Below are 21,062 nucleotides of genomic sequence, written 5' to 3'. Positions count from 1 at the left end.
GTGCTGCACGGCGGCGAGGTCGTGGAGCGGGCGCTGGCCGCCTCCCGCGCGGACGAGGCGATCGTGATCGTCACCGACGCGCACGAGGCGTCGCTGCGCTGGGCCGGAAATTCCATGACCACCAACGGTTCCTCGGTGTCGCGGGATTGGGCGGTCATCTCGATCTTCCGCGAGGGCCCGAACCGGGCGCGGGTGGGCAGCGTCAGCTCGACCAGCGTGGCATCCGGCGATATCGAGGCCGTGGTGCGGGCCAGCGAGCAGGCCGCCGACGGAGCCGAACCGGCGCAGGACGCGATGCCGCTGCTGGAGTCCGAGGGCGCGGCCCCGGACTGGTCGGCCGCGCCCGCGGCGACGAGCATCGAGGTCTTCACCGATATCGCCCGCGATCTGGCCCCCGGCTTCGATGCCGCCGACCGGCTCTACGGCTTCGCCCACCACCAGCTGCACACCACCTGGCTGGGCACCTCGACCGGCCTGCGCCGGCGCTGGACCCAGCCCACCGGATCCATCGAAATCAATGGCAAGCGCGGTGATTCCGGCTCGGCGGCCAGCGCCTGGGTCGGGGCGGGCACGGTCGATTTCACCGATGTCGACGTGCCGGGACTGCTCGGCGAGCTGAATCGGCGGCTGGACTGGTGCAAGCGCCGCGTGGAGTTGCCCGCGGGCCGCTACGAGACGCTGCTGCCGCCCTCGGCGGTGGCCGATCTGATGATCTACCTCGCCTGGGAGATGGAGGGGCGCGGCGCGCGGGAGGGGCACAACGCGTTCTCCCGCCCGGGTGGCACGCGCGTCGGCGAGCGGCTGACCGACATTCCCCTCACGCTGTATTCCGACCCGGCCGCGCCCGGGCTGGAATACCGGCCCTTCGTCGCGACCTCGGCCTCCTCCGAACAGCTGTCGATCTTCGACAACGGCCTGTCCGCCCAGCGGGTCGACTGGATTCACGAGGGCGTGATCTCCGCGCTGGTATATCCCCGCGCCACGGCCGCGGAATTCGATGCGCCGGTGACGGTTCCGGGTGACAATCTGCTGATGACGGGCGGTTCGGCGGCCTCGCTCGACGACCTGGTCGCCCGCACCGAACGCGGTCTGCTGCTGACCTGCCTGTGGTACATCCGCGAGGTCGATCCGGCCACGCTGCTGCTCACGGGTCTGACCCGGGACGGGGTGTATCTGGTCGAGGACGGCGAGGTGCGCGCCGCGGTGAACAACTTCCGTTTCAACGAGAGCCCGCTGGATCTGCTGCGCCGGGTCGCCGAGGCCGGGGCCACCGAGGTGACGCTGCCGCGGGAGTGGAAGGATTGGTTCACCCGGACGGCCATGCCGCCGTTGCGCATCCCCGACTTCCACATGTCCTCGGTCAGCCAGGCGACCTGATCCGGGCGGCCGGCTGCCGCGCCCACCGGCGATCCGACGGCGCATCCGGGCCAAACGACTCGGTGTAGCGGTCGGCGAGGATAAGATTTTGAAGTGCGCCCGACCGTGGGTCAGGCCCGCGACTTCCGGACGGGCCTGCGGTGACTCCGCAACCGCCGTCACGACCGGATCACTCCCGCGAGCTCGAGTCGATCCGGGACTGGTTGTGGGCCATCGAGGCCGAGGCCGGGCCCGGATATTTCGTCGATCGCGAACCGCAACCGCCCTACGGCTGGAACCTGTTCGACCCCGAGGGCACGGTGGTGTGCAGCGGGAGCCTCGACAAGATCGAGAAGTGGCTGCGGAACTCCCGCACCGACGAGCGGTGATCAGGCCGCGGCGCGCCCATCGGCTGTCGCGGCCGCCGCCCCTGTGGCAGAATCGCCCCACCGGTTCGATCACGACGCCGTCCGCGCCGCCGATCCCCCTGGATATCGGGCGTGAGTCCCTGGCGCACAAGGGTTTCGATATCGACGGGAACCGCGTGGCCCACGGGCGCGTCCAAGCGATCACACGGACACACAGTCGAGGCGGGGACAGCATGGAACAGAGCGGCGGATTCGGTCCACTGATCGAACAGGCCCGGGCCGGGGCGGTTTCCCTGAAGGTCGACCCGCAGGCCTTCCTGGCCCTGGATCAGGCAATGCGCAAGCGCAAGAGCGATATCGAGGCCATCCAGCAGCTCACCCGCTCGGTGTCCCAGCACGAACCCTGGGGGCTGGGCGAACAGTCCACCGTCCTCACCTCCGCCCGCGCGATGGTGCAAGCCTTCCGCGAGAAGGCGGCGGGCGGTCCCGGCAGCGCGGAGCGGACCCTGCAGAGCCATTGGCAGGTGGCCGACGAGCTGCAGACCCTGTTCCGCACCATTCGCGAGCGCCTGGAACAGACCGACAGCGATTTCGCCGCCCGCCTGCGCGCGCTCCAGCCCACCCCGCCGACCGGAGGCACGGCATGACCGACTACGACGCGCCCGCCGTCACCAACCCGGAAAACGTCGACGCCCTCACCCACCGCCAGATCTACGACGCCTTCCAAACCGTCACCGACAACACCGCCGAGGTCGTCACCGCCTGGCATCAGGCCCAGACCCGCTGGCGCGACTCCACCGACGAAATGCTGCGCGCCGTCCGAACCGCGGTGGACGGCAACTGGACCGGTGCCGCCGCCGACGCCGCCACCACCTCCCTCACCACCTACACCACCCACGCCACCCACCTGGCCGACCTGTTCGAGCAAACCGCCCAGGCCATCACCACCACCGCCCAAGCAGCCCTCACCACCAAGTCCTACCTCCCCGACCCCCCGCCCCTGACCGCCGACCCCAAACAAGACCCCACCGCCTACGACACCCAGTCCCGAACCGCCCAGCAGTCCCAAGACGAAGCGCGCCAAATAATGCACCAGCGCTACGTCCTCCCCCTCACCGACCAATCCACCAAACTCCCCACCTACCCCCCACCCCTCTCCCCCACCACCGAATCCCCCTCCCCCAGCCAAACCACCGCGCCGGGTGTCGAACCCGAACCGGCCTCCCGCGCCCTGCCCAACCCCACCCTCAACGCCCCGAGCCACGAGGGCGAACAGCCCAGCACGCTTCTCACCCCACCGGGCAACGGAATCGCAGCGACCACAACAGCTTCAAGCGGCACAACAACAGGCCAGCCACTACCCGGAAGCGAACCATCCCTCACCACCGCACCTGAACGCGAACCCGACCCCGCCACCAGCAGCCTGTTCGGCCCCCACGGCGACCCCACCGCGCCCCGCGCCGACCAACCCGCCAGCCCCACAACCAGTTTCGCGACGGAAGCGGAAACCACCCCGCAGTCCAGCCAAACCAGCGCCCCGACCGCCGACACACTTCTCAACCAATCCCCCGACCGAACCGCCACCACCGACCTACCGCCACGCGAGACCGAACCGTCCCTCGGCACCGCGCCGGGACGCGAAGACGAATCTGCGACCAGCAGCTTGCTTGGGCGCCAAGGCGATCAGATCATCGGCGCTACAACGGGTCACGACGCAGATCCGAGCGGTACCCCGCCGGGTCGGCATGGCGGAACGGATTCGGTCTCGACACCCGGGCAAGCGACACAGGCCGATTCCACCGGCTCGGCAACGCGCCCCGAGCAGGCGACCGCACCGGGAAGCGACAAACTCCTCGGCTCGGACGGACCCACGTCACCGACACGCGCGGACATCCCCGTCCCCGCCCACGACAGCATCCCTGCCGGTTCATCCACGTCGCCCCACGCCCCGACGACCGATGCCCCGACCCTGTCGGAAAAGCTCACCGGTACAAACCTTTTCCCGCACCACGATTCCCCCTCCGCACCTGTGGGCACGGCCCCGACCTCCACCACGCCGACCTCGGCATCCGCCCCGGTCCTCACCCCGCCCGCACTCCAGCTTCCGAGCACGCCGCCCCTCACTCCCGGCCCAGACCTCTCGCCCGGCTCTGCCCCGCCCACGGGAACCCAATCGGCACCGGCAACCTCCCACCCGCCGATCTCGCCGTCTCCCGCGGCCCCGGCATCGAGCGCGAACATCCCCGTCGCCCCACCGAACTCCCCACTCCCCAGCCCGTCGGCCCCCACGCCGACCACACCCTCCCCACTACCCACACCCGGCACGAACCTCTCCACTCCACCCACCCCCACCGCCCCGGCACCCAGCACACCGACCATCGGCACCCCGCCATCCGCCCCCGCACTCCTCGGCACCACGCCGAATCCGAGCGGAATACCGGCCCCCACACCACCATTCAGCACGTCACCCCCCGACCTGCCCGCGTCGCAGGCACCGACGCCGACCACATCCGGCACCCCGACCACCCCGCCGCATGCACCGGTCGGCGCGCCTACTACACCCTCCAGCCCACCGGCCACGCCACCCGGTGCGTCGCCCGCAACTCCAAGCGCCCCAACGACACCCCCCAACCCTCCGACCGCACCCAACGCGCCCACCACATCCCACGCACCCACCACATCAACCGCACCCAGCACGCCCACCGCACCAACTACACCGCCCAGCACGCCCACCGCACCGCCCACCCCATCAACCGCGTCCCCCGGTGTCTCGACGACGCCACCCCACGCACCCGCCGCATCGCCCAGCTCGCCGACCGCACCGCCCGGCGTATCTACTCCGAGTCCCGACGTAGACGCGAACCGCCCACAACCGATCGCGCCGGGAGCTTCGGCATCGGCACCCGCCGCCCCCGGCCCCAGTCTGCATTCCAACACCGCTATCGCGCCGCCGATCCCACCGACCTCCGGAATCGGACATCCCGTGCCCCCGCTGGGCTCGGTGACCCCGAATCCACCGGCGGTCGGCGCACCGGGATCCGCAATGGGCGGACCCCCGGCACCAGCTACCCCGAATCCTCCCGCCCCGCCGGCCCATTCGCCTCCGGCGCCGAATCCACCTGCGCCCCCACCGCCTTCGGCCCCGGGCGCACCCCATGGCTCGGCACCGAACCCGCCGCAACCGGGAGCCCCCGCGGCTCCGCCGCAACCCCCGATCCCCAAGCCAGGCCCGGGCATTCCATCGGTCCCACCCGCGCCGCACCCTCCCCAGCTACCGGCCGCCTCCAATTCCCCAGCGGAACAACCGGTTCCACCGCCCGACATCATATCCGAGGCGGGACCCGCGGCAGCGGCGGTCATCGGCGCCGCGGCCGCGTACGCCGCCGACGACGGCAATCCTGCCCTCAACGACCAGCGCGCTCCCCGGATGCGGTTGTTGCGATTCCTCGGCGATCGAGATCGCCGGGGTAGGAAGTACGAGGTGCGCCGGGAATCATCGGAATCGGGTAGGGACCAGAACGTCCAGCCCACGATCGGCGAATAGCGATGGCGACCTGGTCGTTCGATATGGAGGAATTCGCGGCCCTCTGGTACGGCCCGGCCAACGACCGCATGCTCTATCCGCTCGACTATCTGTCCAGGTTCAGCCATGTCAACGAGCGCGACCGTCACTGGGCCGCCGTCCGTCGCGAATATTCCGAGCACGGCCGCCTGAGTTGGAACGAGGCCGATCTGTTGCGCCGGGCCTTCACCGTCCTGACCGCACCGGAGGTGTGGGCCGAAATCCACGGCGTCTCCGACGAATCCGGCCCCATCCGCGTGGCCGCGGCCCGGCACGACCGCCACGCCGCCCAAGCCCTCCAGTTCACCCGGGAAACCCGCATCGAGCTCACCATCACGACCGCCGAACAACTCCCCGCGCGGCTACTCGCCCTGCTCCCACCCGTACCCCCGGGGACCCGCCCCACCCAAACCTTCGCCGCCGCGGACCTGCATCCCGACAATCACCCGACCCTGCACTACACCGGCGAAACAACGCCCCTGCAACGCTATCGCCGCCTGGTCCGCCGCCCCGCCACCGGCGCGGGCGTGATCACCGTCTTCCGCGGCCCCCGCCACCTCGGCAACAAACGACCACGCAAGGTCGGCACCATGCGCTGGTACGACATCGAAGACGACGGCCGCTACCTGGAAACCGGCACCCGCACCCGCACCGTCCGCCCCGCCGAACCCCTCGCCCTCCAGGCCGCCCTCACCCGCCTCCTGGACCACGCCTCAACCGAATACCGCGAATACCTGGAAGACACCGGGGATTACCCCAACCCCGGCGCACCGGCCCCATCCACCCCCGAGCCCGCCGACGGTCGGACCTGAACAGCGTCGGTCCAGACAGACTTATCCGACTCGGCGATCAGCCGATGCTGCCGCAGCGACGGGATCGTAATGTGGTTCAGGGAACGGCGGTGAGCAGCTCATAGCTGTGACCGTCGGGGTCGCGAACATAGACCCCGCGCCCGCCTGCCAGGTGGTTGACCCGCCGGTCCCACCCGTTTTCAGGGCCGGAACCATACTCGACCCCGGGCCACTGTGTCAGCCGTCCCAGCACGGCGTCGAAGGTGTCGTCATCGACGAGGAAGGCGTAGTGACCGGGCTCGACCCGTCCGCGGTCGTCGAAGTCGAACGTCAGATCGTCGTTGATTCGCACCGGCACGAAAGCCCCGCTCGGAGCGGATACCGCCAACCCCATGAGCTGGGCGAAAAACGTTGCCGCCGAATACTTGTCGGTCGCCGGAACGATCGTGTGATTGAGAACGATGGACATTGCCGCCTCCCGCGCAGCGGACCCGAAGGCCACTCGTATGCGATACGCACGCAAATATACGTGCGTATCGCATACAATGTCGACCGTGGGCACACGTGACACTCGAAACACCCCAACCGCGACCGCTCCCAACGCAGCCCGCTCCGGCCCTGCGGTCGACGGCGGCCCGGCACTGTTTCGACTGGTCCGCTTCTGGTCGCGCCGCTGGAGCAGTCAGGCGCTCACGCGAGTCACCCGGGAATCGGACGGAGAGCTGCGGCGCGTGGCGCACATTCAGGTCGTGGAAGCCGTCGCCGCCGCACTACGGACGGGTGGCGAGGCCGCCGTCACCGACATCGCCGAACAGCTCGGCCTCGACCACTCCGGCGCCAGCCGCATGGTGCGTGACGCCCTCGCGGCCGGGTACCTCGCCCGCGGCGACTCCGCGCACGACCGTCGCCGAGTCGTCGTGCAACTCACCAGCAGCGGACACGACCTGCTGGCCGCAGCGCGCGACTGGCAACACCGGTGTTTCGATCAGCTCACCGCGACCTGGAACGAACACGACCGCCGCCAATTCGCCGTCTACCTGCGGCGCCTCGCCGACGAAACGACGTAGTGCGCGCGATACCCGATTCAAATCTCTCGAGACGGGGGATTTAGGACCCCGACCGCTCCGGAACCACCAGACAGAACGGATGCCCCGCCGGATCCAGCAGGACCCGCCACCGCTCCGGCGCGGGCTGAAACTCCGCCTTCACCGCCCCCAGCGCCACCGCCTGCCGCTCCGCGATATCGAGATCCTCGACGAACAGATCCAGATGCATCTGCTTCGGAATCCCATTGCCCGGCCAGTCCGGCGGCCGATGATCCGCCACCCGCTCGACCGTCAGCACGACGCCCTTACCGCCCACCGCCACGACATCCTCGGATTCGTGCACGATCCGCTGATCCAGCAGCCGGGCATAGAAGCGCGCGAGCCCGGCCGGATCCCGGGCATCCAACGCGATGGCCCCGAGCTTGGCAATCGCCACCATGACTCCCCTCACCTCGTCGTCACCCACCCTACCGAAACCGTCCGCGATTGCGCCCACGGCGAACCCGCTGGCGCGCGGCGGCATTCGGCGGATCCTGGAGACAGCAACACTGTAATTCTGTAATCGAGGTGGTGACCGCCCGTGCCTGACGACGCGATCCCGGGCCCCGCGAACGACGCTGCCGGACAGGACGATTCCCTCGGCGGCGGACTGTCGGGCGGCCAACCCGACACCGCGGCGCTGGACGCGTACTCGCGCACCATCGTCGCGGTCGCCCGCGCGGTGACACCGCACGTCGCCAGTGTGCACACCCGCCGCGGCGGCGGTTCGGCGGTGACCTGCACCGACGACGGGTTCCTGCTCACCAACGCACACGTGGTCGGCTCGGCCACCACCGGAACGGTCGTCTTCGCCGACGGAACCGAGGGCCGCTTCGACGTGGTCGGCGTCGATCCGCTCTCCGATCTGGCCGTGCTCCGCGCCCGCGGCCCGGCGCCCGGGCCCGTCCCGCTCGGCGACGCCGACAGCCTGGTCGTCGGCCAGCTCGTCGTCGCGGTCGGCAGCCCGCTGGGCCTGGCCGGATCGGTCACCGCGGGTGTGGTCAGCGCGCTCGGCCGGTCCGTGCCGGTCGGCGCCCGCCGCACCACTCGCGTCATCGAGGACGTCATCCAGACCGACGCCGCGCTCAACCCCGGCAATTCCGGCGGCGCACTGGCGGATTCGTCCGGCCGCGTGGTCGGCATCAATACCGCGGTCGCCGGAATCGGCCTGGGCCTGGCCATTCCGATCAATGCCACCACCCGCCGGATCATCACCACACTGCGCACCGAGGGCCGGGTCCGCCGCGGCTATCTCGGCATCGTGGGCGTGCCCGCACCGCTGCCGGATGCCGTGGCCACCCGCACCGGACAGCGGGCCGCGCTCCGCATCGTGCAGGTCGTGCGCGACGGTCCCGCCGAGCGTGCCGGACTCCGCCGCGGCGATCTGCTCCTCAGCGTGGACCGCACCGAAATCCGTGACGCCCAGGGCATTCAACGCCACCTCTTCGCCGAGGCCATCGGCCGCCCCCTGCCGATCACCGTGCTGCGCAACGGCGCGATGGTCGACGTCGTCGCCATCCCCACCGAACTCACCGGCGAGCTCTAGTTGTGATGTCCGGGGAGGTTGTTCCGGGTTCGTGACGAGACGGCTTGGTGGTTGATGGGTGAAGGCCTCCGGTTGTGAAGTGGAGATGTCGAGTAACCGCTTCACCACACTGGAGGCCTTCGTGGTCCACGCTAGCGCTGCTTTGACCCCGCGCGCACGTCTGAGACTGGCGCGATTGATCGTCGAGCAAGGATGGACCTGTGCGGCGGCGGCCAAGATGTTCATGGTCGCGCCGCGCACGGCCGGTAAATGGGCCGATCGTTACCGCGCCGAGGGTGTGGCCGGGATGGCCGATCGCAGTTCGCGGCCGCACCGCAGCCCGACCCGCACACCGGAGCAGGTTGTGCGGCAAGTGATCCGGCTGCGGTGGCGGCACCGGCTGGGCCCGGTCCAGATCGCCGGACGGCTCGGTCTGGCGGCCTCTACCGTGCACGCGGTGCTGGTGCGCTGCCGGGTCAACCGGCTCTCGCGCATCGATCGAGTGACCGGCGAGCCGTTGCGCCGCTACGAACACGACCATCCCGGCTCACTGATCCATGTCGATGTCACCAAGTTCGGCAACATTCCCGACGGCGGCGGCTGGCGTTACCTTGGCCGCGCGCAAGGGAAGAAAAACCAGTCGGCGACCTCGCGGCGCACCGGCCGGTGGAGCGCCGATCGCCACGCCCGCACCGGAACAGCGTTCTTGCACACCGTCATCGACGACCACTCGCGAGTCGCCTACGTCGAGATCTGCGACGACGAGAAGGCCCTCACCGCCATCGCCGTGCTGCGGCGAGCGGTAGCCTGGTTCACCGCCCGCGGTGTGATCGTCGAACGAGTACTGACCGACAATGGAGCGGCCTACCGCTCGGCGGCATGGCGTCATGCCTGCGCTGAGCTGGCGATCACCCCGAAACACACACGGCCCTACCGGCCACAAACCAACGGCAAGATCGAGCGGTTCCATCGCACCCTGGCCGACGGCTGGGCCTATGCCCGCTTCTACCCGTCAGAAACCCACCGCCGCTCGGCGTTACCGACCTGGCTGCACTCTACAATCACCATCGAGTCCACAGCGCAATCGGAAACCAGCCACCCATCACACGGCTGACCAACCTCCCCGGACATCACATCTAGTCCTCGACGAAACCCACCGCGCCGCGCCGCCGCCGATCCACCGTGACCGCGAAGACGTCGGGTCGCGCGTAATGACCCGTCGGATCGAAATTTTGCCGCTCCCTGGCGATCTCGGCGGCATCGATTTCGGCGAGCACCAGCCGCTCCCCACCGGCCACCGGCTCGACCAGCCAGCTCCCATCCGGACCGGCGATCGCGGAACCGCCGTCGTATCCGGCGGATTCGCCGAGCGAGACCAGCGCCTGCCGGAGTGGGAAATCGCTCGGCACGTCGTCGAAATCCAGGACGGAACCGACCGCCAGGGAGTAGACCCGGCCCTCCAGCGCGATGAATCTCGTGATGTCGCGGGTGTTCCGCACCGATCCGGGCCAGGTGGACACGTGCAGTGTCGCGCCGTCGGCATACAGCGCGTGCCGGGCCTGCGGCATCCAGTTCTCCCAGCAGGACAGGCCGCCGACCCGGAAGCGGCCGACGTCGTGGGCCCGCAGTCCGTGCCCGTCACCGATGCCCCAGACCATTCGCTCCTCGTGGGTCGGCATCAGTTTGCGGTGGGCGCTCACCACGCCGCGAACCGGATCGATGGCGACCAGCGTGCAGTACACCGTGCCCCGCACCCGTTCGGTGATCCCCAGATAACAGAACACGCCCAGGTCGGCGACCGCCCGCCGGATGGTGGCCAGCTGCGGACCGTCGAGGGTCACGGCCGCGTCGTGGTAGTAGGCGTAGGCGGCCTTCTGCTCCGGATCATCGAAGCGCGCTCCCCCGGTGTGCGCCAACCAGATCGGATATCCGGACAGGAACGTCTCCGGAAACGCGACCAGTTCGGCTCCCGCCTCGGCGGCGCGCGCCAGCCAGTCGACGACGATCTTGGTTCCGGCAGTGGGGTCCAGCCACGCAGGCCGGGCCTGAGCCGCGGCGATTCGCATCCTTCGATCCTAGGGCGCGATCGCCGGACCGGACGCGTATTGCCTTGTGCGCCTACGTCATCAAGCCGATTCGGCCAGCACGGCGGACTGCCACACCTCGGCCAGCTCCTGCAGCGGGATGTCCAGCGCACGACTCAGGCCGACAACCGTTCCGAACGCCGGACTGGGCAACCGGCCGGTCTCGATCTTGCGCAACGTCTCCGGCGAGATTCCGGCCGCGCGCGCGACCTCCCCCGGATCGCGCTCGGCGCGGGCGGCCCGCAGATACGCGCCGAGCCTGCGACCGGCCTCGATCTGGGCGGGCGTGAGCGGAAGACGGACCATGCCGTTCACCCTACGACTGGTATTCAAATACCACAAGCGCTACTGTTCGGTATATAAATACCAATCAGGAGGCGGTTGTGGTCGAACTGAAGACGGCGCGCGAGATCGAGCGCATGCGGGTGACGGGGCAATTCGTTGCCGAGATCCTGGGCGAGCTGCGCGCGCGGGCCCAGGTGGGGGTGAATCTGCTCGAGCTGGAACAGCATGTGCGCCAGCGGATCCGGGAGCGCGGCGCGAACTCCTGCTACTGGGATTACGCCCCGTCGTTCGGCCGCGGACCATTCCGCAACACCGTCTGCCTGTCGGTGAACGATGCCGTGCTGCACGGACTTCCGTTCGATTACACCCTGCGCGATGGCGACGTGCTGAGCATGGACCTGGCCGTCGGCATCGACGGTTGGGTCGCCGATTCGGCGACCACCGTCATCGTCGGCACCGCCGCCGAATCCGACCGCCGCCTGGTCCGCGCCACCGAACTGGCCCTCGACGCCGCCATCGCCGCCGCCCAGCCCGGCAATCGAATCGGGGACATCTCCGCCGCCATCGCCGCGGTCGCCCGCGCCCACGGCTATCCGGTCAACACCGAGTTCGGCGGCCACGGACTCGGCCGCACCATGCACGAGGACCCGCACGTCCCCAACGACGGCGCTCCCGGGCGCGGCTACCGCCTGCGCCCGGGCCTCACCATCGCCCTCGAACCTTGGTTCGCCGCCACCACCGACCGCATCGTCACCGACCCCGACGGCTGGACCCTCCGCTCCGCCGACGGCTCCCGAACCGCCCACTCCGAGCACACCATCGCCATCACGGCAGACGGCCCAACGGTTCTCACGCTGGCCGCCTGACCGTCACTCCCGCAACCACGCCGCCAGATCGGTGACCGCTCGTAATTCGGCCGCCACGACGGCCTGGTCGGCGTCGGTGAGGGCGAGATCGGTGATCTGGCCGCGCAGTTCCGCCGCCCGGGCGGAATCTCCTGTGGCGAGCGCGACTTCGGCCAGCATGGCCATGGCACGCGCGCGGTCGACGGGTGTCGCCTGGGCGCCGAAGCGGCGCAGGCCGCTTTCGAGGGCGCGGGAGGTGGCGCGGTCGTCGTTCTTGAAGTCGCGCAGGGTGCGGGCGTTGTCGATGACACGCTGCAGGCCGGTCAGCGATTTCGAACCGCCGTATTCGATATCGGATTCATCGCGGCGGATATAGAGGATGGAGTTGCCCACCGGGTCCACGACCGTGAATCGGCTCTGACCCGGACGGAAGCGGGTGATGCGCGGGACGCCCTGCACGGGCACCCGGCCGTACCGGGCGCGCAGGGCGGTGGTGAATTCCCGGTGCAGATCCTCGACCTCGTCCAGGTAGACCAGACATGCCACATAGGCGACCGACTTCTCGTCGATCGGCTTCGGCGAGGGGCCGAAGTGCACCTCGTATCCGTCACGGGTCACGATCCCGTAGTTGTAGGGCCGGGTCTTCTCGGAGACGACCCGGTAGCCGAGGGCCCGATAGAACTCGAGCGTGGCCGGGAGATCCCCACTCCACAGGACCGGAATCGAAGTGCCGCCCATCCGCGACCTCCTGTATCGCTAATCAAATTTGACTAGCCCAAGCTAGGCCCGCGATTCGGTGAAGTCAAATTTGATTAGTATGTGGGGCGACCGAGAGGAGTCCCGCATGTCCGCCGTCCGGCTGCTGGTGCTGGGCGTGATCCGCCTGCGCCAGCCCACTCACGGGTACGCGGTCCGGCAGGAGTTGCTGTCCTGGCACGCCGAGACCTGGACCAATGTCAAGCCGGGCTCGATCTACCACGCGCTCAAACAGCTCACCGCGGAGGACAAACTGCGCGCCCTCGGCACCGAGGCCAGCGACAAGGGCCCCGGCCGCACCCTGTTCGAACTCACCCCGGATGGCGAGCAGGAGTTCCTCCAGCGCCTCGAATCCGCCCTGAGCAGTCTCGATATGCGCGAACTCGGCGCGGGCGTGGCCTTCATGGACGCGCTCCCCCGGGCCCGCGTGATGGAATTGCTGACCGATCAGCGCCGCCGCAGCGCAGAGGTGCGCGACGATCTGCTCGCGATGGTGCCCGGCTTCCCCGCCCGCCCCGAGGCCCCGCACTTCCCCGATCTGCTCGAGCTGTGGAGCGGCGTCTTCGGCGAATTCACCCACTGGACCGAACAACTCGTGCGACGCCTCGAGTCCGGCGAATACCGGATGGCCGACGACGACGCACCGTCCGCGGGTTAGGCTGCCCGGGTGGACAACCCCTTCGGCGACGTCGGCACCGCGAACTACGTGCTGCTCACCACGTTTCGCAAGAACGGCAGCCCAGTCGGCACCCCCGTCTGGGCCGTCCTGGACGGCGACAAACTCTACGCCTGGACGGTAACCGACAGCGGAAAGGTCAAGCGCCTGCGCAACAACCCCACCGTCACCCTCCAACCCTGCTCGGTCACCGGCAAACCCCGCGGCCAGGTAATCCGCGGCACCGCCCGCATCCTCGACCCCACCGCCACCAACCGAGTCCGCCACCTCATCAAACGCAAATACCACCTCCAGGGCTGGCTGACCGTCACCGGCAGCCTCCTCCGCCGCGGCCGAAACGGCACGATCGGGATCGAGATCACGGCAGATTGACCCCGCCTCCGCCCGCCCCGGGGGCGTTCGGAGGCGGGGTCACAGGGACAGCCGCCGAGGCAATCGGACACGGGGTAACAGGGACAGCCGCCGAGGCAATCGGACACGGGGTAACAGGGAGGACCGCCGAGGCAATCGGACACGGGTTGGCGGGGAAGACCACGGAGGTATTTCGAGGCGGGCAAGCGGGAGGGCCGCCGAGTTGTCAAGTCCGACCGATCCGTGGATCGGGCGGCGGAATCGTGTTGGGCCGTGGGCTCATACTGCGTCTCATGACAGAAGAATCGTTGGTGGAGGACGATTTCGAGCTCAGGCCTGGGGTCCCGGCCGTTGCGGATTACCGGTATTCGCGCACGGCCTGTGGTGCTGGGAGACGGCATTCAACGGGGTGTCGAGGGTTTCGAGCCAGTCGAGGAACTCGATCGCGGCCCGAGCATCCGCGCGGCACCGCCCAACGATTCCTACGCGCGGCGGGTCCCGTCTGCTGACGGGGCGGGCCGCCGATCAGCGGCTATTGCTGATCGGCGGCCCTGTTCCCGCGGCCGGGGCGGCGGCCGCAGGTTCATCTCACGGCTGGTTCGCGCCGACGATCCCGCCGATGATGCCGCCGATGACGCAACCCGGAATCAGACCCACCACCAGGAAGATGAGTCCGATCAGCGCACCGATCGCACAGCCGATCAGAACACCGGCGACGGTCGTGCCAGCATCACCGATGAACTGCGCCGCCCCCGGTTCCGGCACCGCCGCGCCGACCGGGTGCAACGTCAACGTGGTTGCGGCGGCATCGATCTGGGGCGCCACCTGGACCTGCTGACCGGCGACCGTCTGGATGGACGTCGGCACCGTTGCGACGACCGAGCCGTCGGGCGCCTGCACCGAGACGCCCGCCGGTGTCGTCACGAACTTGCCGGACGCGAGGGTGACGGTTGCGCTCGAGCGGTCGGCGGCCACCGCCGCGGTGTACTCGACACCCTGGTCGACGCTGCTGACCACGGGCACCGTCGCGATGTTCGCCTCACCGTGAGCCGTGGCCGCGGCAACGCCCAGCGCGGTCGTCGAGAGTACCGCCGCGGCGGCCACTTTCGCGATTCTCATCTATGTCACCTGCAATCGAAGAGCCGATTCGCCCGAACGTGCCCGCGTGAGCGGATCGAACATCGCCGCGCCCGGCCGCAGGACGAATCGGGAAACGGAACCAATTGTCCTGTCCCCGAAGGGCTTCCATCATCCGGGCGACATTTCGAAACCACCGCCCGGATGTTACTCATGCTCCTCTTGATTGCCGACGCGCTGAAGCCACTGTTTCGGGGGGCATACGCGCGAGCGAATTATTCCAATTCGCCCTCGGTTTCCAGATACACCTGCCGCAACCGCTGCAGCGTAGCGGCTTCCGGGTGCTCCCAGAGCCCGCGCTCGGCGGCCTCGAGCAGGCGCTCGGCGATTCCGTGCAACGCCCACGGATTCGACTGCTCCATGAACTTGCGATTCACGTCGTCGAAAACGTAACTCTCCGAAAGCTTTTCATACATCCAATCGGCAACGACATTGGTGGTGGCATCGTAGCCGAACAGATAGTCGACGGTGGCCGCCATTTCGAACGCACCCTTGTACCCGTGTCGGCGCATCGCCTCGAGCCAGCGTGGATTCACCACGCGGGCCCGGAACACGCGGGTGGTCTCCTCCGACAGCGTTCGGGTGCGCACCGCGTCGGGACGGGTGCTGTCGCCGATATAAGCCTCCGGATTCTTCCCGGTCAGCGCCCGCACCGCCGCCACCATGCCGCCGTGGTACTGGAAGTAGTCGTCGGAATCGGCGATGTCGTGCTCGCGAGTGTCGGTGTTCTTGGCCGCCACCGCGATTCGACGGTAGGCGCTGCGCATATCCTCGGCCGCCGGTGCGCCGTCGAGATCGCGACCGTAGGCGTAGCCGCCCCAGGCGGTGTAGACCTGCGCCAGATCGTCGTCGGTGCGCCAGCTCTTGGAATCGATCAGCTGCAGCAGGCCCGCTCCGTAGGTGCCCGGCTTGGACCCGAAGATGCGGGTGGTCGCGCGGCGGGCATCACCGTGCGCGGCCAGATCCGACTCGGCATGGGCGCGAACGTAATTCGACTCGGCGGGCTCGTCGAGCTCGGCCACCAGCCGCACCGCATCGTCGAGCAGCGTCACTACATGCGGGAACGCATCGCGGAAGAAGCCGGAGATGCGCACGGTCACATCGATGCGCGGGCGCTCCAGCTCGGCGAGCGGGATCGCCTCGATGGTGGTGACGCGGCGGCTGGCCTCGTCCCACACCGGTCGCACCCCCAGCAGCGCGAGCACCTCGGCGATATCGTCGCCGGAGGTGCGCATGGCCGAGGTACCCCACACCGACAGTCCGACCGAGCGCGGATACTCCCCGTGATCGGCGAGATAGCGCTGCAACAGCGAATCCGCCATGGCCTGACCGGTTTCCCAGGCCAGCCGCGACGGCACGGCCTTCGGATCCACCGAGTAGAAGTTGCGCCCGGTCGGCAGCACATTGATCAGCCCGCGCAGCGGCGATCCGCTCGGCCCGGCGGGAATGAAGCCGCCGTCGAGGGCGTGCAGAATCCGGTCGATCTCCACGCCGGTCTGCCGCAGCCGCGGCACCACCTCGGTGGCGGCGAAGCGCAGGACGGCGCGCAGCGTGTCCACCCGCTCCGCCGAGACCGCGATCCGGGTAGGCACCGCGCCGCTGCCCGTCACCGTCGCGAGCGCGCCCTCGGCGTCCGCCGCAGGCGCAGCTACCTGCGCGACGGCCACATCCTCGCTCTGCTCGGCGGTCACTACCAGCCGCGCCAGCACATCGTCCACGGCATCGACCGACCAGTCGGCCGCCTGCAACGCCCCCAGCAACGCCCGGGCACGCGACTCCACCGCATCGACGCGATCCCGCGATTCGCCGCCGGACTCGTCGAGTCCCAACGCCTCCCGCAGGCCCGGCACCGCGATCTCCCCGCCCCACAACTGACGAGCGCGCAACATGGCCAGCACCAGATCCAGTTCGCCCTCGCCCACCGGCGCCTGGCCCAGCACATGCAGGCCGTCGCGGATCTGCACATCCTTGATCTCGCACAGCCAACCGTCGACATGCAGCAGCATGTCGTCGAAGGAGTCCTCGTCCGGACGCTCGGTCAGACCCAGGTCGTGGTCCATCTTGGCCGCCCGCATCAGGGTCCAGATCTGCTGGCGGATCGCGGGCAGCTTGGCCGGATCCAGGGCCGAGATGTTGGCATGCTCGTCGAGCAGCTGTTCCAACCGGGAGATGTCGCCGTAGGTCTCGGCGCGGGCCATCGGCGGGATGAGGTGGTCGACCAGGGTGGCGTGCGCGCGCCGCTTGGCCTGGGTGCCCTCGCCCGGATCGTTGACCAGGAACGGGTAGATCAGTGGCAGATCGCCCAGCGCCGCATCCGTCGCGCACGCCGCGGACATGCCGAGGGTCTTACCGGGCAGCCATTCCAGATTGCCGTGCTTGCCCAGGTGCACCATGGCATCCGCGCCGAATCCGTCCGGATCGGAGATCCAGCGATAGGCGGCCAGATAGTGGTGGCTCGGCGGCAGATCCGGATCGTGGTAGATCGCCACCGGATTCTCGCCGAATCCGCGCGGCGGTTGCACCATCAGCACGATATTGCCGAAACGCAGTGCGGCGATGACGATCTCGCCCTCCGGATCGGCCGAGCGGTCGACGTACAGCTCGCCCGGCGGCGGTCCCCACGCCTCGATCACGGCCGCGCGCAACTGCTCCGGCAAGGTCTCGAACCAGGCGGCATAGCGGCGCGCGCCGATGCGGATCGGATTGCCCTCCAACTGTTCGGCGGTGAGCCAGTCCGGATCCTGCCCGCCCGCGGCGATGATCGCGTGGATCAGGGCATCGCCGTCACGCTCCTCGAGTCCGGGCACCTCGCCCGGCGCGCCGAGGTCGTAACCGGCCGAACGCATCTCGGTGAGCAGCCGGATCGCACTGGCCGGAGTGTCCAGACCCACGGCATTGCCGATGCGGGCATGCTTGGTCGGATAGGCCGACCACACGATCGCGACCCGCCGCCGCTCGGCCGGAATGTGCCGCAACCGGGCATGGCGCACCGCGATACCCGCCACTCGCGCCGCGCGCTCCGGATCGGGCACATAGGTCGACAGGCCGTCGGCGTCGAACTCCTTGAACGAGAACGGAACCGTGATGATGCGCCCGTCGAATTCGGGCACCGCCACCTGGGTGGCCACATCCAGGGGGGACAGGCCGTCGTCGTTGTCCTCCCACTGGACGCGGCCACTGGTCAGGCACAGCGCCTGCAGGATCGGGACGTCCAGATCCGCGAGTTCGCCGATGTCCCAGGCGGCGTCGTCGCCACCGGCCGCGGCCGCCGCGGGCTTGCTGCCGCCTGCCGCCAGGACCGTGACCACCAGCGCGTCGGCTCCGCGCAGGGTCTGGATCAACTCCGGCTCGGCGGTGCGCAGCGAGGCACAGTACAGCGGCAGCGGACGGGCCCCGGCATTCTCGATGGCCGTGCACAGCGCGTCGATATAGGCGGTGTTCCCGGCCAGGTGCTGGGCGCGGTAGTACAGGACGGCGATGGTCGCAACCGACTCGTCGAAACTCCGCGCGGTGCGCTCCAATTCGCCCCAGTTCGGCAGCTGCACCGGCGGCTCGAAGCCGTGACCGGTGAGCAGCACCGTATCGGACAGGAAGTTGTGCAGCTGGCGCAGATTGCCCGCACCGCCCGCGGCAAGGTAGTTGTGCGCATCCGCGGCGACACCGCCGGGGACGGTGGAACATTCCATCAACTCGGCGTCGGGGGCCATCTCGCCGCCGACCGCCACCACCGGAATCCCACTGGCGCGCAACGCTTCAAGGCCCTCCTCCCAGGCCCGGCGGCCACCGAGGATGCGCACGACGGCCAGATTCACGCCGTCCAGCAGCGCGGGCAGGTCGTCGAGCAGCAATCGGGACGGATTGGCGAGCCGGTAGTCCGCGCCGCTGGCGCGCGCGGACAGCAGATCGGTGTCGGAGGTGGACAGCAGCAGAATCACGGTTCGGCCTTCCTCGGGTGACGCGCCCAGCACGGATGTCGCGCTCGCCGAGAGGGTCTGACTGTCACAGTGGCGCGACCGCACCGGAATTGCACCGGTTTCCTCTTTTCGACGAGCCCCCGGATGCTACATCGCCCCCGGGTGGGCTACGGCCTTCGGCCACCGCCCGCATCGCCCACAGTGCCCGCGGGCTGAAATCGACGCAACGCCGAAACGGACAGCCGCACCCCTTATGCGCAAACCCGCGCCTTATGTCCGCTTCTAGCGGCGTGTCGAACACAAAGGCTTCCGGGTGTCGCGGGCCGTCCGGTGCTATCAGACCGACCGGTCGGAGCGTACGCTGTGAATATGCCGAACTCACCCGGGTGGGCCAGGCGCAACCGTTTCGCTGCCTGGTCAGGAATTGTCTGCATGATGATTGCCGTGGCATTGCTGGCCATGGCACTCGCGGCGGCCGCGGGCCACCGCAGCGGGCTGGCCATCGCCGCCGCCGGACTGTGTGCGGCCGTGGCGATCACGGGCCTGCTGGTATTCGAATCGACCGCTCGGCGCGACCGGGTCGATCACCACGAGACGCCGCATCTGCTGTCGGACAGCTATGTCCCGGAGCCGCCCTGGAAGGGCCACGACCCGGCGGACGAGCGGCCGGAAAGGGGATGGTCCTAGATGTCGGCGACCCCGCGCTGGGTTCGCCGCAACCGCTTCGTGGCCTGGGCCGGGTACTTCTGCGTGCTGATCGGATTCGCGACGCTGGCCATCGCGCTGACCGCGGCCGGGACGAGCAACACCCGCTGGGCGGTGCTGTGCGGCGGCATCTGTGCGGGCGCGTTCGTCCTGGCCGTCGTGCTCATCGCCACGACGGTCCATCGCGATCACGTCGAGCACCACGCCACGCCCAATCTGCTCGTCGATTCCTGGCAGCGGACCCCGCCCTTCGTCACCCGCCGCGACGCCCCACCGAGGCCGTACCCCCGAACCGGCGACCGTAGGTCCGATCTGCCCGGCCCGTAGGCTGGGAGGGTCATGACGCGTTCCGAACCCGATTCCTGCCCCGGCGTCCTGCGGCTGCATCGGGCCGCCGACGGTCCGCTGGCCAGGATTCGCCTGCCCGGCGGGCTGCTTCGACCGGATCAGCTGCGGGCGCTGGCCGAGGCCGCCCGGGAGCTGGGCGACGGCGCGATCGAACTGACCTCGCGCGGCAATGTGCAGCTGCGCCGGATGCGCGATGCGGACGCCCTGGCCGCGCGACTCGCGGCGGCCGATCTGCTGCCGAGTCCCACCCACGAGCGGGTGCGCAATATCGTCGCCTCGCCGCTGTCCGGCCGGGTCGGTGGCCGGACCGATGTGCAGCAGCTGGTGCCGCTGCTGGACGCGCAGTTGCGAGCCGCGCCGCGGCTGGCGGAGCTGCCGGGGCGCGTGCTGTTCACCCTCGACGACGGGCGCGGCGATGTCAGCGGACTCGGCGGCGACCTCGGCATCCACGCCACCGACGCCGAGGCGTACGCACTGCTGCTGGGTGGGCGCGACAGCGGTATCCGGCTCGGGCGCGCGGAAGTGCTACCGGTGTTGGTGGCCGCCGCGCACGTGTTCCAGGACCTACGCGGAGATCACTGGCGGCTGCACGAGATCCCGCACGGCGCGGCGCGAATCGTGGCGGCACTGGGCCTCGCGCCGACCGCCGAGCCGGTGGAACTTCCTGTGCGCCATGATATTCCGGTCGGGTGGTTCACCCAGGCCGACGACCGGGTGGCGCTGGGCGCCGGCGTGCCCCTGGGGAGTCTGCCCGCCCGGACGGCGGAATTCCTCACGGCCGTGGACCGCCCGATCCTGATCACGCCCTGGCGCAGCCTGATCGTGCCCGATCTCGACGAGTGGGCCGCCGAACAGGTGGTGCGGGTGCTGGCCCCCATGGGTCTGATCTTCGACGCCGAATCCCCCTGGCTGCTGGTCACCGCCTGCGCGGGCAAACCCGGCTGCGCCAAGTCCCACACCGATGTTCGCGTCGATGCGGCGACGGCCGTCGCCTCGGGCCGCGTGCACGACGACGGCCCCGTCCTCCCCAGCGAAACCAACGGCAATGCGGCCTATCCCACCAGCACCACCCCGGCCCCCGGCGCCGAACTCCCGGCCGAGCGGATCGTCGCGACGGGCCGTCAGCACTGGTCCGGCTGCGATCGCCGGTGCGGACGTCCGCGCGGTCCGGTCACCGACATCGTCGCCACGCCCACCGGCTATCGGGTGGAGCCGCCGCGGGGCGCCTGACCGGCGCTGTCTCGAGACGCGAATATGGTTGACCCGCACAATCT

20 protein-coding genes, 1 pseudogene and 1 riboswitch are annotated in these 21,062 nt (G+C 69.4%); of the genes and pseudogenes, 13 read left to right on the top strand and 8 right to left on the bottom strand.

Features of this window, described 5'->3' with window-relative positions:
- The 3 genes from NDR87_RS15885 (at position 1) to NDR87_RS15875 (ending at position 2,371) form a co-directional block, all read left to right on the top strand.
- A complete protein-coding gene (locus NDR87_RS15885) occupies positions 1-1,377 on the top strand; it encodes a metallopeptidase TldD-related protein (protein WP_251913882.1) in 1,377 nt (458 codons plus the stop codon).
- 140 nt (positions 1,378-1,517) lie between these two features.
- Positions 1,518-1,745: a hypothetical protein gene (locus NDR87_RS15880; RefSeq protein ID WP_251913680.1), complete on the top strand. Its 228-nt coding sequence runs from the start codon at positions 1,518-1,520 to the stop codon at positions 1,743-1,745.
- Positions 1,746-1,957: 212 nt separating this feature from the next.
- A complete protein-coding gene (locus tag NDR87_RS15875) occupies positions 1,958-2,371 on the top strand; it encodes a hypothetical protein (RefSeq protein ID WP_251913681.1) in 414 nt (137 codons plus the stop codon).
- Positions 2,372-3,431: 1,060 nt separating this feature from the next.
- Here the strand turns inward: NDR87_RS15875 and NDR87_RS15870 are convergent.
- Positions 3,432-4,661: a hypothetical protein gene (locus NDR87_RS15870; protein ID WP_251913682.1), complete on the bottom strand. Its 1,230-nt coding sequence runs from the start codon at positions 4,659-4,661 to the stop codon at positions 3,432-3,434.
- A gap of 609 nt (positions 4,662-5,270) precedes the next feature.
- Here NDR87_RS15870 and NDR87_RS15865 point away from each other — a divergent pair.
- On the top strand, positions 5,271-6,098 hold the full coding sequence (locus tag NDR87_RS15865; protein ID WP_251913683.1) for an ESX secretion-associated protein EspG: 828 nt from the start codon (positions 5,271-5,273) through the stop codon (positions 6,096-6,098).
- A 76-nt stretch (positions 6,099-6,174) separates the two neighbouring features.
- On the opposite strand, the gene NDR87_RS15860 is transcribed toward NDR87_RS15865, so the two are convergent.
- Entirely contained in the window at positions 6,175-6,546 is a 372-nt protein-coding gene (locus tag NDR87_RS15860; protein ID WP_251913684.1) for a VOC family protein, read from the bottom strand.
- An 85-nt stretch (positions 6,547-6,631) separates the two neighbouring features.
- On the opposite strand from NDR87_RS15860, the gene NDR87_RS15855 reads away from it, so the two are divergent.
- Positions 6,632-7,144 carry a MarR family transcriptional regulator gene (locus NDR87_RS15855; RefSeq protein ID WP_251913685.1) on the top strand — a complete coding sequence of 171 codons (513 nt, stop codon included), beginning with the start codon at positions 6,632-6,634 and terminating at the stop codon, positions 7,142-7,144.
- A gap of 40 nt (positions 7,145-7,184) precedes the next feature.
- Here the strand turns inward: NDR87_RS15855 and NDR87_RS15850 are convergent, their stop codons facing one another.
- Entirely contained in the window at positions 7,185-7,562 is a 378-nt protein-coding gene (locus NDR87_RS15850) for a VOC family protein (protein WP_251913686.1), read from the bottom strand.
- Positions 7,563-7,772: 210 nt separating this feature from the next.
- On the opposite strand from NDR87_RS15850, the gene NDR87_RS15845 reads away from it, so the two are divergent.
- Together NDR87_RS15845 and NDR87_RS15840 are read left to right on the top strand one after the other, a co-directional pair.
- On the top strand, positions 7,773-8,708 hold the full coding sequence (locus tag NDR87_RS15845) for a S1C family serine protease (protein WP_251913883.1): 936 nt from the start codon (positions 7,773-7,775) through the stop codon (positions 8,706-8,708).
- A 121-nt stretch (positions 8,709-8,829) separates the two neighbouring features.
- Positions 8,830-9,827, top strand: a pseudogene (locus NDR87_RS15840) (IS481 family transposase).
- On the opposite strand, the gene NDR87_RS15835 reads toward NDR87_RS15840, so the two are convergent.
- Positions 9,824-10,753 (bottom strand): carbon-nitrogen hydrolase family protein, encoded by a 930-nt coding sequence (locus tag NDR87_RS15835; protein ID WP_251913687.1) that lies wholly within the window; start codon positions 10,751-10,753, stop codon positions 9,824-9,826. The pseudogene NDR87_RS15840 and the gene NDR87_RS15835 sit on opposite strands and share 4 nt — an antisense overlap.
- 60 nt (positions 10,754-10,813) lie before the next feature.
- Positions 10,814-11,077: a helix-turn-helix transcriptional regulator gene (locus tag NDR87_RS15830; RefSeq protein ID WP_251913688.1), complete on the bottom strand. Its 264-nt coding sequence runs from the start codon at positions 11,075-11,077 to the stop codon at positions 10,814-10,816.
- A gap of 77 nt (positions 11,078-11,154) precedes the next feature.
- On the opposite strand from NDR87_RS15830, the gene map reads away from it, so the two are divergent.
- A complete protein-coding gene (gene map, locus NDR87_RS15825) occupies positions 11,155-11,922 on the top strand; it encodes a type I methionyl aminopeptidase (RefSeq protein ID WP_251913689.1) in 768 nt (255 codons plus the stop codon).
- 3 nt (positions 11,923-11,925) lie between these two features.
- Here the strand turns inward: map and NDR87_RS15820 are convergent, their stop codons facing one another.
- On the bottom strand, positions 11,926-12,639 hold the full coding sequence (locus NDR87_RS15820; protein WP_251913690.1) for a glyoxalase: 714 nt from the start codon (positions 12,637-12,639) through the stop codon (positions 11,926-11,928).
- Positions 12,640-12,745: 106 nt separating this feature from the next.
- Here NDR87_RS15820 and NDR87_RS15815 point away from each other — a divergent pair, with 106 nt between their 5' ends.
- Complete coding sequence (locus NDR87_RS15815; protein WP_251913691.1) at positions 12,746-13,315, top strand: PadR family transcriptional regulator; 570 nt, start codon at positions 12,746-12,748, stop codon at positions 13,313-13,315.
- Positions 13,316-13,324: 9 nt separating this feature from the next.
- Positions 13,325-13,705 carry a PPOX class F420-dependent oxidoreductase gene (locus tag NDR87_RS15810; RefSeq protein ID WP_251913692.1) on the top strand — a complete coding sequence of 127 codons (381 nt, stop codon included), beginning with the start codon at positions 13,325-13,327 and terminating at the stop codon, positions 13,703-13,705.
- 567 nt (positions 13,706-14,272) lie between these two features.
- Here NDR87_RS15810 and NDR87_RS15805 read toward each other — a convergent pair.
- Both NDR87_RS15805 and cobN read right to left on the bottom strand, forming a co-directional pair.
- Entirely contained in the window at positions 14,273-14,803 is a 531-nt protein-coding gene (locus NDR87_RS15805; RefSeq protein ID WP_251913693.1) for a hypothetical protein, read from the bottom strand.
- A gap of 233 nt (positions 14,804-15,036) precedes the next feature.
- The gene (gene cobN, locus NDR87_RS15800; RefSeq protein ID WP_251913694.1) at positions 15,037-18,756 is read right to left on the bottom strand and encodes a cobaltochelatase subunit CobN; all 3,720 of its coding nucleotides are present in this window, start codon (positions 18,754-18,756) and stop codon (positions 15,037-15,039) included.
- 32 nt (positions 18,757-18,788) lie between these two features.
- A riboswitch (cobalamin riboswitch) is annotated at positions 18,789-18,912 on the bottom strand.
- Positions 18,913-19,167: 255 nt separating this feature from the next.
- Here cobN and NDR87_RS15795 point away from each other — a divergent pair.
- Genes NDR87_RS15795 through cobG form a run of 3 tightly spaced genes read left to right on the top strand, consistent with a single transcriptional unit; the run spans position 19,168 to position 21,018 of the window.
- Positions 19,168-19,422 (top strand): hypothetical protein, encoded by a 255-nt coding sequence (locus NDR87_RS15795; protein ID WP_251913695.1) that lies wholly within the window; start codon positions 19,168-19,170, stop codon positions 19,420-19,422.
- Positions 19,423-19,767: a hypothetical protein gene (locus tag NDR87_RS15790; protein WP_251913696.1), complete on the top strand. Its 345-nt coding sequence runs from the start codon at positions 19,423-19,425 to the stop codon at positions 19,765-19,767. It abuts the gene before it with no gap.
- A 12-nt stretch (positions 19,768-19,779) separates the two neighbouring features.
- Positions 19,780-21,018, top strand: coding sequence for a precorrin-3B synthase (cobG, locus tag NDR87_RS15785; RefSeq protein WP_251913697.1), 1,239 nt, complete (start codon positions 19,780-19,782; stop codon positions 21,016-21,018).
- Positions 21,019-21,062: the final 44 nt, after the last annotated feature.

The organism is Nocardia sp. CDC159 (genome assembly GCF_023740735.1).
Classification (GTDB): domain Bacteria; phylum Actinomycetota; class Actinomycetes; order Mycobacteriales; family Mycobacteriaceae; genus Nocardia; species Nocardia pulmonis.
Note: the sequence above shows the minus strand (reverse complement) of the source record. Positions and strands in the feature narration are given on the sequence as shown.

Excerpts from the sequence above, each read along its gene's own strand:
- NDR87_RS15875 (WP_251913681.1), top strand. The coding sequence starts at position 1,958 with ATGGAACAGAGCGGCGGATTCGGTCCACTGATCGAACAGGCCCGGGCC.
- NDR87_RS15865 (WP_251913683.1), top strand. The coding sequence starts at position 5,271 with ATGGCGACCTGGTCGTTCGATATGGAGGAATTCGCGGCCCTCTGGTAC.
- NDR87_RS15860 (WP_251913684.1), bottom strand. The coding sequence starts at position 6,546 with ATGTCCATCGTTCTCAATCACACGATCGTTCCGGCGACCGACAAGTAT.
- NDR87_RS15850 (WP_251913686.1), bottom strand. The coding sequence starts at position 7,562 with ATGGTGGCGATTGCCAAGCTCGGGGCCATCGCGTTGGATGCCCGGGAT.
- NDR87_RS15835 (WP_251913687.1), bottom strand. The coding sequence starts at position 10,753 with ATGCGAATCGCCGCGGCTCAGGCCCGGCCTGCGTGGCTGGACCCCACT.
- NDR87_RS15830 (WP_251913688.1), bottom strand. The coding sequence starts at position 11,077 with ATGGTCCGTCTTCCGCTCACGCCCGCCCAGATCGAGGCCGGTCGCAGG.
- NDR87_RS15820 (WP_251913690.1), bottom strand. The coding sequence starts at position 12,639 with ATGGGCGGCACTTCGATTCCGGTCCTGTGGAGTGGGGATCTCCCGGCC.
- NDR87_RS15815 (WP_251913691.1), top strand. The coding sequence starts at position 12,746 with ATGTCCGCCGTCCGGCTGCTGGTGCTGGGCGTGATCCGCCTGCGCCAG.
- NDR87_RS15805 (WP_251913693.1), bottom strand. The coding sequence starts at position 14,803 with ATGAGAATCGCGAAAGTGGCCGCCGCGGCGGTACTCTCGACGACCGCG.
- NDR87_RS15795 (WP_251913695.1), top strand. The coding sequence starts at position 19,168 with ATGATGATTGCCGTGGCATTGCTGGCCATGGCACTCGCGGCGGCCGCG.
- NDR87_RS15790 (WP_251913696.1), top strand. The coding sequence starts at position 19,423 with ATGTCGGCGACCCCGCGCTGGGTTCGCCGCAACCGCTTCGTGGCCTGG.
- cobG (WP_251913697.1), top strand. The coding sequence starts at position 19,780 with ATGACGCGTTCCGAACCCGATTCCTGCCCCGGCGTCCTGCGGCTGCAT.